This is a genomic window from Candidatus Albibeggiatoa sp. nov. BB20, from assembly GCA_016744725.1.
Classification (GTDB): Bacteria; Pseudomonadota; Gammaproteobacteria; order Beggiatoales; family Beggiatoaceae; genus Albibeggiatoa.
This window is the reverse complement of sequence record JADGDW010000111.1, coordinates 1-16,371: the sequence shown is the minus strand read 5'-3', so window position 1 is coordinate 16,371 and position 16,371 is coordinate 1. Positions and strand designations below refer to the sequence as shown.

At 37.6% G+C, this 16,371-nt stretch carries 18 protein-coding genes and 1 pseudogene; 4 read left to right on the top strand and 15 right to left on the bottom strand.

Translation table 11 applies throughout. From position 1 onward, the window contains the following. From aroB to ABXH34_RS12605, 11 genes are all read right to left on the bottom strand, one after another. The coding region (gene aroB / locus ABXH34_RS12655) for a 3-dehydroquinate synthase (RefSeq protein ID WP_353572250.1) at positions 1–787 on the bottom strand (787 nt) is incomplete at its 3' end. After that, on the bottom strand, positions 784–1,323 hold the full coding sequence (gene aroK / locus ABXH34_RS12650) for a shikimate kinase AroK (RefSeq protein WP_353572249.1): 540 nt from the start codon (positions 1,321–1,323) through the stop codon (positions 784–786). The genes aroB and aroK, both read right to left, overlap by 4 nt. Before the next feature lie 70 nt (positions 1,324–1,393). Then, positions 1,394–2,014, bottom strand: coding sequence for a hypothetical protein (locus ABXH34_RS12645; RefSeq protein WP_353572248.1), 621 nt, complete (start codon positions 2,012–2,014; stop codon positions 1,394–1,396). Next, a complete protein-coding gene (locus ABXH34_RS12640) occupies positions 2,007–2,360 on the bottom strand; it encodes a response regulator transcription factor (protein WP_353572247.1) in 354 nt (117 codons plus the stop codon). The genes ABXH34_RS12645 and ABXH34_RS12640 overlap by 8 nt, the downstream gene beginning before the upstream one ends. A gap of 228 nt (positions 2,361–2,588) precedes the next feature. Next, the gene (locus tag ABXH34_RS12635; RefSeq protein WP_353572246.1) at positions 2,589–3,272 is read right to left on the bottom strand and encodes a Crp/Fnr family transcriptional regulator; all 684 of its coding nucleotides are present in this window, start codon (positions 3,270–3,272) and stop codon (positions 2,589–2,591) included. A 100-nt stretch (positions 3,273–3,372) separates the two neighbouring features. Further along, the gene (locus tag ABXH34_RS12630; protein WP_353572245.1) at positions 3,373–4,326 is read right to left on the bottom strand and encodes a complex I NDUFA9 subunit family protein; all 954 of its coding nucleotides are present in this window, start codon (positions 4,324–4,326) and stop codon (positions 3,373–3,375) included. 361 nt (positions 4,327–4,687) lie between these two features. Further along, positions 4,688–4,990 (bottom strand): cell division protein ZapA, encoded by a 303-nt coding sequence (locus tag ABXH34_RS12625; protein WP_353572244.1) that lies wholly within the window; start codon positions 4,988–4,990, stop codon positions 4,688–4,690. Continuing rightward, positions 4,983–5,195: a TIGR02449 family protein gene (locus ABXH34_RS12620; protein WP_353572243.1), complete on the bottom strand. Its 213-nt coding sequence runs from the start codon at positions 5,193–5,195 to the stop codon at positions 4,983–4,985. Before ABXH34_RS12620 ends, ABXH34_RS12625 begins: the two co-directional genes overlap by 8 nt. A gap of 7 nt (positions 5,196–5,202) precedes the next feature. After that, a complete protein-coding gene (locus ABXH34_RS12615; protein ID WP_353572242.1) occupies positions 5,203–6,036 on the bottom strand; it encodes an MlaA family lipoprotein in 834 nt (277 codons plus the stop codon). Positions 6,037–6,165: 129 nt separating this feature from the next. Further along, the gene (locus ABXH34_RS12610) at positions 6,166–7,314 is read right to left on the bottom strand and encodes a cation diffusion facilitator family transporter (protein ID WP_353572241.1); all 1,149 of its coding nucleotides are present in this window, start codon (positions 7,312–7,314) and stop codon (positions 6,166–6,168) included. Between the two features lie 155 nt (positions 7,315–7,469). Beyond that, the gene (locus tag ABXH34_RS12605) at positions 7,470–8,669 is read right to left on the bottom strand and encodes an NACHT domain-containing protein (protein ID WP_353572240.1); all 1,200 of its coding nucleotides are present in this window, start codon (positions 8,667–8,669) and stop codon (positions 7,470–7,472) included. A gap of 234 nt (positions 8,670–8,903) precedes the next feature. Here ABXH34_RS12605 and ABXH34_RS12600 point away from each other — a divergent pair, with 234 nt between their 5' ends. Beyond that, on the top strand, positions 8,904–9,404 hold the full coding sequence (locus ABXH34_RS12600; RefSeq protein ID WP_353572239.1) for a zinc ribbon-containing protein: 501 nt from the start codon (positions 8,904–8,906) through the stop codon (positions 9,402–9,404). Positions 9,405–9,610: 206 nt separating this feature from the next. Here the strand turns inward: ABXH34_RS12600 and ABXH34_RS12595 are convergent, their stop codons facing one another. Then, positions 9,611–10,729 (bottom strand): hypothetical protein, encoded by a 1,119-nt coding sequence (locus tag ABXH34_RS12595; RefSeq protein WP_353572238.1) that lies wholly within the window; start codon positions 10,727–10,729, stop codon positions 9,611–9,613. A 400-nt stretch (positions 10,730–11,129) separates the two neighbouring features. Next, positions 11,130–11,867: a hypothetical protein gene (locus ABXH34_RS12590; protein ID WP_353572237.1), complete on the bottom strand. Its 738-nt coding sequence runs from the start codon at positions 11,865–11,867 to the stop codon at positions 11,130–11,132. A gap of 103 nt (positions 11,868–11,970) precedes the next feature. Here ABXH34_RS12590 and ABXH34_RS12585 point away from each other — a divergent pair, with 103 nt between their 5' ends. Together ABXH34_RS12585 and ABXH34_RS12580 are read left to right on the top strand one after the other, a co-directional pair. Further along, positions 11,971–13,119 (top strand): helix-turn-helix domain-containing protein, encoded by a 1,149-nt coding sequence (locus ABXH34_RS12585; RefSeq protein ID WP_353572236.1) that lies wholly within the window; start codon positions 11,971–11,973, stop codon positions 13,117–13,119. 87 nt (positions 13,120–13,206) lie between these two features. After that, positions 13,207–14,346 carry an endonuclease/exonuclease/phosphatase family protein gene (locus ABXH34_RS12580; protein WP_353572235.1) on the top strand — a complete coding sequence of 380 codons (1,140 nt, stop codon included), beginning with the start codon at positions 13,207–13,209 and terminating at the stop codon, positions 14,344–14,346. A 196-nt stretch (positions 14,347–14,542) separates the two neighbouring features. Here ABXH34_RS12580 and ABXH34_RS12575 read toward each other — a convergent pair. Then, positions 14,543–15,052: pseudogene (locus tag ABXH34_RS12575) on the bottom strand (ISAs1 family transposase). A gap of 169 nt (positions 15,053–15,221) precedes the next feature. Then, entirely contained in the window at positions 15,222–15,491 is a 270-nt protein-coding gene (locus tag ABXH34_RS12570) for an NfeD family protein (protein WP_353572234.1), read from the bottom strand. A 303-nt stretch (positions 15,492–15,794) separates the two neighbouring features. On the opposite strand from ABXH34_RS12570, the gene ABXH34_RS12565 reads away from it, so the two are divergent. Then, positions 15,795–16,371: hypothetical protein (locus tag ABXH34_RS12565; protein WP_353572233.1), on the top strand; the 577-nt coding region annotated here is incomplete at its 3' end.

Below are 16,371 nucleotides of genomic sequence, written 5' to 3'. Positions count from 1 at the left end.
GATGCAATACTTGCCCATAACCCATACCTGCTTCAATCGTATGACCAAACGTGTGGCCTAAATTAAGTAAAGCTCTCATACCTTTTTCTTTTTCATCTTGTGCCACGACATTGGCTTTATCTAAACAAGAACGCTCCACCGCATACGCAATCGCGTCAGACTCAAGATTTAATAAGTTTTGGGTATTTTGTTCTAACCAATTGAAAAATTCAGCATCATTAATCAGTCCATATTTCACCACTTCGGCTAAACCTGCACTGAGTTGACGCGGCTCTAAGGTTTTCAATGTCTCAGTATCAATTAACACACATTGTGGCTGATGGAATGCCCCAATCATGTTTTTACCTTGTGGATGATTCACACCTGTTTTACCACCCACAGAAGAATCGACTTGAGATAAAACAGTCGTTGGGATTTGAATAAAAGGCACACCACGCTGATAACAAGCTGCTGCGAACCCTGTCATATCTCCAATAACACCACCACCGAGTGCAACCAAAGTCACTTGACGATCACAACGCCGAGTCAATAACTCATCAAAAATATTATTAAGTACCGTGAGGTTTTTATATTCTTCCCCATCAGGCAAAATCACTTGCTCAACCTGAAAATCACTAAATAAAGCCAGTGTTTGTTCTAAATATAAAGGTGCAATGGTTTCATTTGTCACAATCATCACTTGCTTTGCTTTGACATAAGGTGTGACTAATTGTTTTTGCGCTAACAAATGCTGACCAATAAAAATAGGATAACTTCTGTTACCTAAATCAACTGTTAAGGTTTTCATGATTTTTGTAGCCGTTTAATCCGTTTTACTATCGCTTTGACAACTTGCAAGATGGTTTTATCACCTGTTTCAATGGTTATATCTGCAACTTCTTGGTACAGTGAATGACGTATTTGCATCAATTCTTCTAAACGTGCCCGTGGATTTTCAGTTTGTAATAATGGGCGATTGCGACAAAATGCAGTACGTTCCAACAAAGTATCCACAGAAGCATGTAGATAAACAACCAATCCACGCTCCTTTAGCGCACGACGATTTTCTGGGTTGATAATAACACCGCCACCCGTGGCTAAAATCAATTGGGACATTTGTGTGAGGTCATCAATGACCATTTGTTCACGCTTACGAAAACCGTCCTCGCCTTCAATATCAAAAATTAAAGGAATAGACGCTCCCGTACGTTCTTCAATTTCATGGTCACTATCTTTAAATGTCAAGTCAAAACGTTCAGCCAATTTGCGCCCAATGGTGGATTTTCCAACCCCCATAGGCCCTACCAAATAAATATTATCTAATGCAAAAGGTGTCGTTAACAAGTTTTTATCCTCTACTTTTGTTACCTACTTTTAATGAAACTTAGAGCCAATTAAGCAAAGTTTCAAGTTTTTATGCAGCAGAAGTAATGACACCTAAATAGTTATTAATACTATGAATAAAGCGTTCAATGGAAGGAATTTCGAGTACAAAGGCCACATAACCATCAACTTCTTTAGTCTTGAGTGAGAAGTCCATACGTAAAAACATGACTAAATCATTTTCCTGCGTACCTTTTAAAATATCATTTGCTGAGCCTGAAACAAATGTAGGCAAATCACTATGTAATTCATGAGTTAGAATATTGGCAAGGCTGGCTAAACAAGAATTTAAGATAATATTACCAATTTCGAGCAAAGCATCCCGCTCTAATTCTTTTAGTAATTCAAGCGGCAAGTCCTCTTTAATTATTGTTTTAACTAACTCGATACTTTTATCTTCTGCAAAGAGTAGTAGTGCGTCTCCCCAAAAAGGGCCGTTGAAATGTTGTTTAATTGCAGCAATTCGATTGCTTGAGTGTATTTCAATTTGTTCAGCAGCAATATAGCGAGGTAATAATTCAACACTAGGAATAGAAAGTTTAACTTCTTCTCCTACCATTTCGCTCAAAGAAGCCGCAGCTTGCCCCATACCGATATTAAGTAATTCGGTAATCGCATCGTATTGTAGAGGAGTTAACTGTATGTCAGCCATTGATAAAGTTAAGAATCTTTTCTTCAGTGATAGGTTTAGAGATGAAGCCAATTCCAAGTGCTTGTGCCCTTTGACGGACACCTTCTTGAATGTTGGCCGTGAGCAAACCAATTTTGGCAGCAGGAAAACGTTCTACTAATTTTGAAGCGAGTAATAAACCGTCCATACCGGGCATATTTAAATCAAGTGTTGCAAGAGAAATAGATGTTTGCTCGGTTTTTTGCAAAGCTTCTTCTGCGTTACTGGCTTCAATTACGTTTGCCTCTGGTTTTGCTTGTGCGATGATAGTGCGAATAAGCATCCGTGACACGCGACTATCGTCAACAACCAAAATGTTTTCTGCCATATTTTATTCCTAGAATGTATCTCGTGTTATTTGCACTGTTAAGTAAAACGCCTTTGGCATGATCGAAAGATTATAACAATTAACGACAAACAATTACCAATGCTAGATTGTTATCTGTTGGAGATAAGTGATAAATATAAAATGCCAATGACCATACTAATCTTATGTCAAATATAAGCTTAGATGCAAGATGTTTTTCAAGTATTTATTTTTAATGCTAAATTATGATTAAATCTCATTCATACCATAATTACGTAATTGTTGTGGTTGATGAATGGTTAAGTTCTTACCTTTAACACTGAGAATATCTGCTTGGGTCAGATTTTTTAAAATTCGGGAGAATGTTTCTGGGGTGATAGACAAGCGTAGAGCTAAGGTTTGTTTAGAAACAGGCAATACGATGTGCTGCTCCACATTCACTTCTGGAGGCAATTGCTGGGTTAAAAAATGGACGACCCGATAGGTTGCATTTTGTAGACTCAAGTTATCAATTTCTGTAATCAAGCCATGTAATCGTCGGCTTAAATTGCCCATGACACTAAAACAAGTATCAGGAGAGTCACGTAAAATTTGCAAAAACAAATGATTGGGTATGCGTAACAGTTCAGTATCTTGCAATGTTTCTGCATTGACGGGGTAAATTGTCGCTTGCTGCATAAACATAATAGCTTCGGCAAAGGTTTGGCCTGTTTGGATAATTTCAATAATTTTTTCTTGGCCAGAGGCTGAAACTAAATAGAGCTTTACTTGTCCTGTTCTGACCACAAAAAAATATTGAGCTTGCTCACCTTGATGAAATAAATGACTATGTGCAGATAATTGAATGGTTGTCGTTGCAGCACATAGCTGACTTAATTGCTGATGATTAAGGCTAGAAAATAGGGGTTTTGCTTGTAATTCGGCTTGTATCATGAATGTATTTGCTGGAATGGTAAACTGTAAAATTATGCACAAAGATTTTACTGGCTGATGCAGAGTAAGTTAAGACTCTACATCAAAATAATTCATTTATTTAATTACGTCTGGCTTGACTACGATAGCTATCATACTGCTCTCTGTAACTCTGCTGAGCGAAATAGCGTGGCATAATGGCTTTAATGGTTTGTGGTTCTATCCCAAGCTGTTCAATTAAATCATTGCATTCGCATACACTATCGGTCTTGAGTGAGTTTAAATTATCAACCGACAGCGGTTTAGTCGGCACAAATTCAAATATATTTGCTTGGACTTTACCCACCCATTGTGGCAAACCAACGATAATACGCTTGATCCTCATCATATTTGCTGTCATTTGTACCAGTTGTTTTAATGTATACACTTCTGCACCGCATAAGTTATAACGCTGGTCATAAGTGTTTTTATCATCAATACTATTTGCCACGGCATTGACCACATCAGTAACGTGAACTGGAGCAAAGCGGCTGTTGGGGCTGGCTAACGGCAACATGGGGGAGATTTTGAGTAAGGCGGCAAACCGATTGAAAAAGGAGTCCTCAATACCAAAAATTATTGAAGGCCTAAAGCTGGTGGTATGGATATTTTCAGCAGCATGAACAATGTTTTCGGCTTCACCCTTAGTACGCAAATAATGACTCGTACCTTGTTCTGCATCCGCATTGAGCGCACTCATGTGCAATAGGCGTTTAATTTGATTGGCCTGACATGCTGTAATCACATTTTCTGCGAGATTAACGTGGGCTTTACGAAAACCACTGCCATCACGGCCAGACTCGTTTAAAATACCCACAAGATTCGCAACAACATCACAACCCTTTAAAGCGGTATTAAGCGCATTTTGGTCACTATAATCGACATTGAGTAGTGTTGCATTGGGTAGTACAGATAAATCCCGTTTGACTTCACTATTACGGCTTAATATTCTAATGTGCCAATTTTGCTTGGCTAATACACTGGCAAGCTGCCTACCGACAAAACCTGTTCCACCAACAATTGCAATTGTGCGCATAACAACTCCTCAATAGGTACACTTTACAGAAATCGTGTGGCTTGTAGTATGACACAATTCAAGTGGTTTGCATGAAACATTATCAATTAGGCGTGTTCAGACATGAAAAAGCCCCGTAAGTCTTAAACCTACAGGGCGGTAAAATTAAGAGGCATCCACCAGCTTATGCAGCGTACGATTTGAACCGAATAGGTTCAGGTGGGAGACTTCCGAATAGAGTATCAGGCTTCCTAAAAACTAGGCATGCACAACAACTCTACCTATATCAGTCCCCTATATTTGAGTTTAGGTTCAATGATCTTGTCTAACTACACAAGAGGGGATGCCTTAAACCAAAAGCACTTGTTACTTGGATATAAATTTATTCCTTTCTATCCGATAATGCAAGCGAAATTTTGTCTTGTAGCGATAAAAGTTCAGAATTTAGGTTTAACTGGTCTTTTTCCGTTTCATTTTTGTATTGGAAGTACTCATGAATGATATTTAATGCGCTCACAACAACCATTCTTTCATTACTCACTACTTTTCCGCCGTCTTTGACTTCTTGTAGTTTTCGATTTAAATAGGTCGCAGAATCAACTAAAGTGGCGCGTTCTGTTTCTGGGCAACCCAACACATAATCTTTACCTAAAATATGTAATTTGACTTGCACACTTTCACTCATGGTCAATTTCCATTGCTCTTAATCGACTAATCATCATTTCAATCTTAGTACGTGCAATCCGATTTTTTTCTAATAAAATAGCTTTGTCTTCTGACAATTCTGTAATCTCTGTCTGTAAGGTCTGATTTTCAGTAGACAGCTCTCCACAGTGTTGGATTAGCTGTTCTACTTGGATTTTAAGAGAATACAGTGTTGAGTGATTCATGATGATATTAAATTTTTGTTGATGATGTTTCTATGGCAGCATTGTCTTCTTCAAACTCTTGCTCCTCAAATTCCTCGTCATCTTCGTCTTCAAATAGAAAATCTTCATCCACTTCATCTTGAGGCGGATCACCATCATAAACAAGATATTCGCGTCGTTTTAAATAGGCTTCACGAATATAAGAATATTTATCGATTGCGGCTGAGCCTAAAATGGCTTCCATATCAATCAAATCTGAACGAATATCCAACAGTTCCGCAGCATATGACATATCAATAATATCAAATAATTCTGTCGCTCGAGATACATTGCTGGTTCTGGAGTCCGCCATGTAGGTTCTTGCATCAGTTGAGAAATCAACCGTCCGTCCTGCTACATCTCGAATTGTAGATGGGCCAACCCCCGGAATGTACAGATAAGGACCTTGTCCAACTCCCCAAACACCTAGGGTTTGTCCAAAATCTTCATAATGCTTTTCAAGTCCAAAACGAGTGGCAACATCAAGAATGCCTAAAATACCCACTGTTGAATTGAGCGCAAAACGACCCGTATCTTCAACCGCTTGTTTAAACTTGAATTGTAAAACATCATTAGTAATCACGGTTAATTCACCTAAATTACTAAAAAAATTACTAATACCCTTATCAACAGGGTCTGGTAATGCTGCCTTATAGATTTCTGCCGCTGGCCTAACCACCATCATATCTAAGTCGTTACTTAGGTCATACATGGCGCGGTTAAACTTCTCAAAGGGGTCTTTTTTTTGTGCAATACCACAAGCTGAGAGAAATAAAGGTAAAATACATAAAATAAGTGCAGTTCGATAAGCTTTTGGAATCATGAGCTGTATACTTCAATTCACCGAAATTTAAATAGCATCATAAGGCAAAATGGTAGAGAAATCTACTCTCATAATTGAAATATAATATGCTAAATTTCAGACCTTTGTCTGTTCAGTCAAATACATAGTTTAGTGAAAAAATATTTGTACTCGACGCACACAGGTTACAGTTTCAGCTTGTTCACATAGTTTAGTGCGAAGTTGACGAGCATCATTAACGTTTTGCATGGTGTCCATTGGTAGCACAACATCAACACTGATTTTCCCACCTAAGTAATGTAGCGTTACCTGTTTAATGTCATCGGCTGCAATCATGCCTGACCAACATTGTTTTAATTGTTCAGTGATTTGAATCCGCGATGGCAAGTCAACCCGAACCGCATGTTCTTCATCATTTTCAGGATCAACATGCACCATAACTTCCGAAATTTCTTCAAATTCATCGATTAAGGTTTGACGCGCGGTTTCGGCAATTTGATGTCCTTCAGAGACGGAAATCCGTGGATTCACCAATAAGTGCACATCGACTAAAGCATGAGAACCCATATAACGAGTACGGAGCATGTGCAAGGTTCTAACACCATCAATTACTTTGATCTTATGTTCAATTTGCGTGACTTTTTCAGCATCTAAGGCGGTATCAATTAATTCTTTTAAGCCTCGCACCCCTAATTCCCAACCAACATGGGCAATCATGAAACTCACTCCAATTGCGGCAACAGCATCTAACCACATGAAGCCTGCAAAAGTGCCAATAATGCCGAGAAAAACGATGACTGAGGAAATCGCATCGGTTCTATGATGCCACGCATTGGCTTTGAGCATCGGCGAGCGGATTTTTTTTGCGGCAATCATAGTGTATTGGAATAAAGCTTCTTTGATAATAATCGACAAAAATGCAACGATGAGGCTGAGCATGGTGGGTATAAATAAATATTCTGCTTCCCACAAGCGTTGTGCTGCATCAAAAAGCATCAGTATTGCGACAAAAATTAAGATACCCCCGACGATAACCGCTGCCAGTGTTTCAATTCTGCCATGTCCATAAGGGTGTTCATCATCAGCTTGTTCGGTGCTCCATTTGGCGGCAACAATAACAACCGCATCGCTGATTAAGTCAGATAAGGAGTGAATACCATCGGCAATTAGGGCTTGTGAATTTCCAAGCCAGCCAAAAACCAGTTTGATAAATGAAAGCAGAATATTGCCAATTACGCCAATTAAGGTGATATTGCGAATAGTGAGGTAACGTTGTTCTGGAGTTTGTTTGGCAGACATGGCTTTTTATTGAAGGGTGATAATAAACAAAATGGGACAACACAACTGAGATAAGTTGTTATCAGAGTATAAAAACAATTGAAAATATACTTTAAATAATCATAGAAGGTCAACTTAATAAATGTATTTGCATGAGTTTTAGAGTAATGTTCTCTCTATTTTTTACGGTATTTTTGTGCAAAGTGTTCTAACAATAAGCGATGAATGAAAAGATAACCACCACCAACCCGGCGTAGTAAAATCAGCTTTGTGCAATGGTCAAGAAAGGGAATAGCGTTGAGAGGGAAAGTTTTAAACAAGCATAGAGTTAAGCGTAGGCTATAGTGTTGAATAATAGAGCCTCCCCCATAATAAAGAAAACCACCAAAAATACTTACACTAACACCAATGAATAAATTGGTTGCAAGAGTATGATTATTTAAAACCAATACCCACATTGCACTGCCCATTAATAAGCCAAATAAAATACCCCAAACAGAACCTAAAACCAGCGAATTTTTAAGAGTGAAACGAATACCTTGATTTGGTTGTACTTTATCTTTAGATAATTGCTTTTCCAAACCTGCATCTATTAGTCCTCCAATCATCCCTATAATCAGCCCGTAAATCAGCGCAAAACTCCATTGTTGTCCAGTACAGCTTAACCAAGAAGTTTGTACATTCTCCAACATAAACACAGATTGCCCATGCTGCTGCATTTGGAATCCTAGCCAGCTTAATTTATGTTTGATTTCCTCTTTCTCATCAGGCTGCAACTTGCCTTTTCTTTGCAGAGTTTGCTCGATATAAGCATCAAATAACTGACTCTGACGTTGCTTTAAATCAGATGCTTGAGATTGTTGCACTTCTTGAATCGGCATATTTTCATAAGCAAAACTCATCACACTCAACATAAAAGGCGAACGAGCTAATTTTCTTAACTTTTTATCTTGTTGTAATAACTGATTTAAACTAGAAAAACGCTCCCCTGCTTGCTGCAAATAAGCTTGAATTTGACTCTGGGTTAAATGCTTTAATCGCACAGCAAAACCAAATTTCAAACGCTGAGATAACGCTTTATATTCCGTAATCCGACAACAAACCGCTAAACCACCCAAATCATAAGTACAGGCAAACTGGTTAATCGCGGCAACACACTGATCTCGATATTCAATTTGCACCTCATCCAATCCATCCAGCAATATAGAATTAGCAGGTGTGGGCGATACGGTATGAATTGCAGATTGCTGCTGACTGTAATGACCTGTATTAATATTCGAGTCATTCACATCATGATAAAAATTCATTATTGTTGTATTGTTTGATTTATTGTTTTCACTCATTGCTGCAAGCCCAACTGAAATACGCAATAACATTATAATAACCAAGCTGCGTACAAGAACAAAGTTAATTATTGTATATTGATAGTATTTGAGAAAGCACTATGTTTTAGATAGCAATACAAGGAAAAGCGATTATGCACAGCGTACAACTCGAGTCTCATACTGATAAACAAAGAGAGTGTTTTTCGGAACTGACTTAATCCTTTTTGCCCCACAGCCTATTGCCGCTTATACTTATACATACCCACATCAAATGGACATTGACTCATGCAAAACGATAAATTACTTCCTGCCTATGAACAAATGCTCTCAAGAGTAAAAGAATCACCCAAAACGCCTCACACCTTGGCTGAGCGTATTGACAGAGCAAAAGAAAAGGCCTTAGAGTTTGAAGAATTAACCCGTGAAGAAGCTGAAAAACTGGCTTATTATGTTAAACGCGATTTACATGATGCAGCCCATGTTATTGTTGAAACTGAACATGAGTTAGTAGATTGGTTACGTTTTGATTTGACACTGCTTGAAGAACGTTTTATTGATTTATTCAGTATCATGGAAGACCCAACTCGTACTGAACTAGACCATTTGACAGAACAAGCTAAATTGTCTACAGAGTGGACATGTGGTGAAATTACGTGTGCGGGTACATTATATTGTGCCAATTGCAATCATAGTCTACAGTTTTATCAGCCTGATTTTATTCCAGCGTGTCCTAATTGTGGCTCAACATTATTTTTACGGGATTCTGAATTTTTAGAGGAACAATAATTGAAACCAGACCAAATCAAAATTCCAGCAGTCTACATGCGTAGTGGTATCAACAAAGGAATGTTTTTCCATTAGCATGATTTGTCCTGTGACCCTTAATTACGTGATAAAGCACCGCTTCGCTTAATAATAAATAAATTAAAATAAGACTGGCAGCTTTTTAAAAGTTACCAGCCCTTAATCGATTACATTATTTTTTATCTATTCTAAGCAGGTTGTTTTGCTGCTAACGCCACTCGTTTTTCATACGCTTCTCGGGCAATGTGAACATCTTCTAAAAACCAGTCTAATTCTTCAATACGCAAAGCTTGAGGTCCATCAACTAAGGCCTTGCTTGGTACAGGATGAAAATCTACTAAAATCATATTTGCCCCCGCAACTACACCTTGAGCCGTTGCGTGCATCAGGTCCATTAAGCGATCAGGAGAGGCTTGACGTGTTCCAACTGAGTGCGAAGGGTCAATACATACAGGCATCCGAGTTAAGCGTTTAACGACAGGCACATGCGTGAAATCAACGAAGTTACGATGCGGATCGCCTAAATTGCTTTTCATGCCCCGCAAACCAAATACAACCTTACGATTGCCTTCACTGGCTAAATACTCGGCGGCGTTCAAGGATTCCTCTAAAGTGATACCGAAACCACGCTTAATTAAAACAGGCATTTCTTGCTGACGACCGACATTTTTTAATAACTCGAAATTTTGAGTGTTACGTGTACCAATTTGTAACATGACACCTGTTGGATGCCCAGTTTCTTCTAATGCTTGCTGAATTTCTCTCAAGTGTTGTTCATGAGTGACTTCCATCGAAATCACTTTAAGCCCATATTTTCCAGCCAATTCAAATACATAATTTAAACAAGTATGGCCATGTCCTTGGAATGAATAAGGATTGGTTCGAGGTTTATAAGCCCCCATTCGAGTACATTGCAAACCTCGTTCACTCAATGCTTTCATCATCATTTCGACATGAGTTGGATTATCAACCGCGCATAAGCCTGCAAAAATATTCAAATTATCTTGGTTAAAAGTCACCCCATTATATTCAAAGCTACAACTCCGCTGGTCATCATCTTCATGGCGACCTAACACACGGTATTCTTGAGATATTCGCACAACACGCTCAACACCTGCCAATGCTTCAATCTCATCTTTAGGCAATACTTTAGTTTCACCAATTAAATAGATTTCTGTCAAAATCTGCTGCTGTCCATGTTCTTCATGTAGGCGATGCTTGATATTTGGCAAGTTGTCTAAGTATTTGAGAATATCTTTGTATTCATCGCTGTCCTTGTGAGTTTGCGGCTCTAAAATAATAATCATAGTGATTGGCCTATATTGTTGTAGCACCGAAATAATAGAATATATTATAACCCAATATTTCAGATAATTTGTAGAAAATATCTATCATCTAAGATTGTAAATGATTGAAAAAAAGGGTTTTTATATTTTAATTGGGCATTTTAAATTTATTGAAAAATAGAGCGTTATAAAAAATATCTGTGTCATTGATAATTTCCATTACTTTTAAATAATACCTGTTTCGTTCATGGTTATGATTTATATCATAAAATTGAGGCCATTTTTGCTGAACTATGGCAATGTAATCTTGCTCAACAACCCCTTTATCAAATAAAAAAGGAGTCTGCTGATAATATACCAACAGACTCCTTATTCACAATTCACAATTCACAATTCACAGATTGCTATTTATAGCACAACTCTATTTCAAGCTTGCCAATAACAAATTAGCCTGCGGAATGCACCCACGTCCAACCATCCAAACCACTTGATGTGACTTTGTTGGTAAATCGTTAGGAATTTTATGCAAGACTAATTTTTTAAAAAAGCGTTGACCTGTTAAGTTTTTCACTTCAATACTATAAGCATCTTCATAAACAACCGATAATTTTTTAGGCCAGCTTAAGGTTGTTTTGTGGGCAGGCCATACCGTTTTAATCCGTTTATTACTGGCTGTATGTTTGATTTCCAACGTGCCCGCTGTGTTACTTGAATTGCTAGGCCGCCATAAAATAACTTGCTTTGACGGTGCAACACAATAATGACGTTTGCGATTGCTCAGATCAACCTGCCATGCGCTTGACGGACGTTCTTGACCTGATTTACGGGTTGTTGGTGGTTCATGGTGTGCCTGCTCATGCAAGAAGTCTGATAGACTAGCAACTAATTGAGCAGGACTATCTACTGTATTTGCAGTATGCTTAGTTTGAATCGGATCAGTCAGCGAACCTTTAAAACTAGAATCCAGAGTCAACACTTTGCCACTTGAAAATACAACGGTCATTTCCGCCTCTTCAGGTAACTGTACATGGACATTATTACTTAACAGTTGGCCTTTAGAATAACCTGAATTATCCGTGGCACGGATCACAACCATGTCGGCTGCATAAACACTGCTGATAAAAGTGTAAAAAAGTACTAAAATACTCAGTCTTAACATTAGAGATTCTCCTAGCGTGAAACGACAATTATAGACGCTATCCAACGTATTTAAATTAAGTTTAGCAAAAAACTCACACGAAATCCTAACTTTGCATCGAGCTATGACAAATTTATTTACAATTAGTCCTCCAGCGGATAAGCCCAACTTCGCACAATTGCTGACACGCTACATGCAGCAAATGGAAGTGAGCGTGACCCAATTAGCTAAAGATTTGAATTTACGCCGTGAAACTTTAGCACGCTGGTCAAATGGTAAAGTTTTACATCCACGTCTGAGTAAAGATGTGTTACGCTGTGCAGTCTATTTAGGACTGAATACTCAGCAACGAGACGAACTATTAATTGCAGCAGGATTTGCACCTGTGGGGATGTCGACATCTATGCATAGCACAGATTTACCCATATCTTTAACGGCACTACATTGGAGTCCTTTTATTATTGGTCCTCCGATTACTGAGCCTAGCCAGTTTTTTGGTCGTGATTATGTCGTGAAGCGTATTTTCGATGTATGGCGTTGTATGCCATTGCAGCATATTGCTGTGGTTGGCTTAAAGCGCAGTGGTAAAACATCATTACTACATTATTTGCGTCGTGTTATCGAAACTCCACAAGAACAATTACGGGATAAGCAACGCAATGATTGGTTAAGCCCCGGTTATCAATGGGTATTTGTTGATTTTCAAGACCCGCGTATGTGTTATCAAGAAAGTTTACTGCGCCATATTCTTGTCGAATTGGATTTACCTGTACCAGAACCTTGTGATTTAGTCGGGTTTATGGAAATTATTGATAGTTATTTAGAAATTCCAACATTGGTATTATTAGATGAAATTGGTGCAGGTTTAGAAGCCCCTGAATTAGACGAACAATTTTGGTGGGGTTTACGTTCATTAGGCAGCAATCATGCGGGTGGTAAAATTGGATTTTTGATGACGGCACACCAAGCCCCTGAAGAATTAATGATTGACCATCATAGACCATCGCCTTTTTTCAATATTTTTGGACATGTATTTTTCTTAGATGAATTGGAAGAAAATGAGGCCTTAGATTTAATCCTTAGCTCACCAATTCCATTCCCAGAACAAGATGTTGCATGGATTTTAGAACAAAGTGGACGTTGGCCAGCTCTGTTGCAAATTTTTTGTCATTCACGTTTAACCGCTTTAGAAGAAAATAATCAGACCGACCGCTGGAAAAAAGAAGCATTACGTCGTTTGCAGCCATATAAATATTTGCTAGAACAACAGTAGCAATCGCGTGGCGATACATTTCATATAAAGATTGGTTGACTTAAATCTTAAAAGCTAACCAATCTAATAACCTACCAAAAGTTGTCTATGACTCATTACCCACCGAATAAATACCGTTTTGCTACTTTTAATACTGCTTTGACCAGACAACATGCCGGTGAGTTAATCTCTGACTTATTTACTAAAAATCATACTCAAGCCCGTGCGATTGCCGAAATTATCCAGCGTACTCAACCCCATGTTTTGGTTTTACAAGAATTTGATTATGATTTACAAGGTATTGCTTTGTCCTTGTTTCAAAAGAATTATTTAGCCATAAGTCAGAATGGTGCGACTCCAATTCAATATCCTTATACTTATTTAGTGCCTTCTAATGCGGGTACGCCTTCAGGTATGGATTTAGATAATGATGGCAGCATTAACAGTCCGGGTGATGCGTTTGGATTCGGTTTTTTTGAAGGGCAATATGCCTCCGCTGTATTGTCGCAATATCCAATAAAAATAGAGAATGTACGTACTTTTCAGCATTTTTTATGGAAAGACATGCCAAATGCAAAATTACCGATATATCCTGCAACAGGTGAGGCTTGGTATTCGGATGAAAAATTAGACATTATGCGTTTATCGTCTAAAAATCATGTGGATGTACCGATTGAATTTCCTGAAGCCACAGTACATATTTTATCCGCTCATCCAACGCCGCCGACTTTTGACGGTAGTGAAAAACGGAATACTTTGCGTAATCATGATGAAATTCGCTTGTTTGCTGATTATGTTCTGCCTGAAACCAGTGCCTATATTTATGATGATAAAGGACAAAAAGGCGGCTTACAGCCTGATGATTATTTTGTGATTATGGGAGATTTGAATGCTGATCCAGAGCATGGTGAAAGCCTTGATAATGCCATTACGCAATTATTGAAACATCCTGAAATTCATGTAAAAATCCAACAAGAGCATTGTATTCCATTTAGCCAGGGAGGAGAAGAATGTAATAAAAACATGGCTTCTCACGCATCTACGGCCAGTTGGGGTTTACGAGTTGATTATGTATTGCCATCAAAAAATTTAAAAGTTTGGGATAGTCGAGTATTTTGGCCAGTTAAAAAAGACCCTTTATCATATCTTGTTGAACAAATTGAAATTCACCATCATCACAAAAAAGATATTAGTTCCGATCATCGTTTAGTATGGCTAGATGCCTGCTTATCAGGGCAATCAAATTAAAAAAATAATTAGGATAAGATCAATATTAATCAGATAATTGAGTGTTATTAATCAAGATTTCAATTAAGTATTTAGTATCCCAAGGTGCTTATTTTTGATACCCAAATGAGCACGAATGATATGTCCTAGATATTGAGGGTTTGTTGCATCTAGGCTAGTTATAAAGTAGCGGGCTTCTTTACCTTTTAATTCACGTTCAGCCGTGAGTGCTACAATGCTTTTTAAGTTTGTCCAATGAGGGTGTTGCTCTAACTGCCTGTTTTTCATGACGGCCATGTTCGCCATTATAACTTTCGTAACCCACTTCAGGGCAGGTGTTTTTAGATTTAAATTGTTTCTCAATGATTTGCTCCGCGATAGCCGTTTGACATCCCATTACATCCATCGTAATCACAGCACCTGTTATGTCTAACCGTTCTAACAATTTTGGAATCGCTGTTATCTCATTTGATTTATCATCTACTTTTTGCTGTCCTAATACCAATGGATTCTGATCCGACTATGCACTTACCATGTATATCACTTATTTGTTTGTTGCTTTGTCTATACTTCCGCATAAACATTTTCCATCCAAGGATATTATTTCCCTTTCACTTAACTTACTTAAATCTCTTACCCAACGGCTAAAGCATTCACTAAATTGCTCTATCTTTATCATCAAAAATACCTGACCGAATGTATCATGTAATGGTATCCCATTTTCCAAACCTAATACCTCTGTCAACCATGCCTCTTTATTTTCTTGATAAAGACTTCAAACTAGTTCTATATTGAAAACTCAACAATTGGGATTAGAGAAACTAAGAATATATAGCTTTTAAATAGATGATAAACAATGCCAGCAGCACCATGCTACTAGCACCATGGAAGGTTACTTATGTGAGAATCAGAGGCCTTACAACTAAAAATGTCCCTTTGTCTTCTAAGACTTCAACATGCTCACCACGACAGATAACGATTGAGTCTTGACAGAAAGCATAACAATATCTGTCTTTAAACTTAACCCGACCTCGTAAGTAAGGGCCTTTTATCGATTGGGTTACTTCAGCCACTTTTTTGATAGTAACTTCAGGTATTCTTGTTTGTTTAACTTTGGCATGAGTAAAAATAGCCAATGGCGCAAAAACTGCTGACAATGAAAGCATAATTATCTCCCTAGGTGATTCAAACAATAAATCAAGTCGTATTGTTTAATTTTTTACAGGATATATATTCCTGCTTTTCCTGAAGATAAATAAATTTACGTTTTTAAAATTGAATTAAAGAGATATACTATAAATATTATGTATAAATATCGACTTTAATATAAAGTATAGTTCTTAAATTAATCATGTCAATGGTTTTTTATAATTTTACAATCATTTTTTAGGTGTGCTAAAATATTAGCATAATAATTAAATTATTGCGTTAAAACGATTCGTTAAAAAAGTGACACTATTGATAATAAAATGAAAACCAAACAGATATACAACGATGTTGTCAGCAAACTTAAGCGGGATTATCCTCATGATAATTTTAAATTCGCTGCATTTATTGCCTATATCACTATTCCATTTGCTGCGATATCCCACAGTTTTTTTTTCACCAACAAAAATGAGTTACTGACAGGTATTGTCTATACACTGATTTTAAGTCTTGTATTCCTCACAATCTTAGCTAATAGAGCACATTACCTACCTGAATATTTAAAAAAAATCGATGAAAAATATACGGCTGTATTCAAATTACATTTAACAGTTCCGCTTTTATTCGCCGCATTACTGAGCAGTGCTTATCTACACTATATTCCTTTTGACATCTCAGCATTACTCACCATCATCTTATTAGTTTTATTGACCGCATGGCTGGAAGGCTGGACTTTACCCCTATTATTTTTCATATCAATTTTCATATTTGCAATTGGAAACGTCGAAGCACTCAACTTAAACATATTTTTTGATGTATTCAATATATTCAATATTGACAAAGAACAAAATATTACCTATGGGGTATTTGGTATTGCTTGGCAAGCCATGATAAATACAG

Bases quoted from the DNA above. Each gene is read 5' to 3' on its own strand.
- ABXH34_RS12645 (WP_353572248.1), bottom strand. From the start codon at position 2,014: ATGGCTGACATACAGTTAACTCCTCTACAATACGATGCGATTACCGAA.
- ABXH34_RS12640 (WP_353572247.1), bottom strand. From the start codon at position 2,360: ATGGCAGAAAACATTTTGGTTGTTGACGATAGTCGCGTGTCACGGATG.
- ABXH34_RS12635 (WP_353572246.1), bottom strand. From the start codon at position 3,272: ATGATACAAGCCGAATTACAAGCAAAACCCCTATTTTCTAGCCTTAAT.
- ABXH34_RS12630 (WP_353572245.1), bottom strand. From the start codon at position 4,326: ATGCGCACAATTGCAATTGTTGGTGGAACAGGTTTTGTCGGTAGGCAG.
- ABXH34_RS12625 (WP_353572244.1), bottom strand. From the start codon at position 4,990: ATGAGTGAAAGTGTGCAAGTCAAATTACATATTTTAGGTAAAGATTAT.
- ABXH34_RS12620 (WP_353572243.1), bottom strand. From the start codon at position 5,195: ATGAATCACTCAACACTGTATTCTCTTAAAATCCAAGTAGAACAGCTA.
- ABXH34_RS12615 (WP_353572242.1), bottom strand. From the start codon at position 6,036: ATGATTCCAAAAGCTTATCGAACTGCACTTATTTTATGTATTTTACCT.
- ABXH34_RS12610 (WP_353572241.1), bottom strand. From the start codon at position 7,314: ATGTCTGCCAAACAAACTCCAGAACAACGTTACCTCACTATTCGCAAT.
- ABXH34_RS12605 (WP_353572240.1), bottom strand. From the start codon at position 8,669: ATGTTATTGCGTATTTCAGTTGGGCTTGCAGCAATGAGTGAAAACAAT.
- ABXH34_RS12600 (WP_353572239.1), top strand. From the start codon at position 8,904: ATGCAAAACGATAAATTACTTCCTGCCTATGAACAAATGCTCTCAAGA.
- ABXH34_RS12595 (WP_353572238.1), bottom strand. From the start codon at position 10,729: ATGATTATTATTTTAGAGCCGCAAACTCACAAGGACAGCGATGAATAC.
- ABXH34_RS12590 (WP_353572237.1), bottom strand. From the start codon at position 11,867: ATGTTAAGACTGAGTATTTTAGTACTTTTTTACACTTTTATCAGCAGT.
- ABXH34_RS12585 (WP_353572236.1), top strand. From the start codon at position 11,971: ATGACAAATTTATTTACAATTAGTCCTCCAGCGGATAAGCCCAACTTC.
- ABXH34_RS12580 (WP_353572235.1), top strand. From the start codon at position 13,207: ATGACTCATTACCCACCGAATAAATACCGTTTTGCTACTTTTAATACT.
- ABXH34_RS12570 (WP_353572234.1), bottom strand. From the start codon at position 15,491: ATGCTTTCATTGTCAGCAGTTTTTGCGCCATTGGCTATTTTTACTCAT.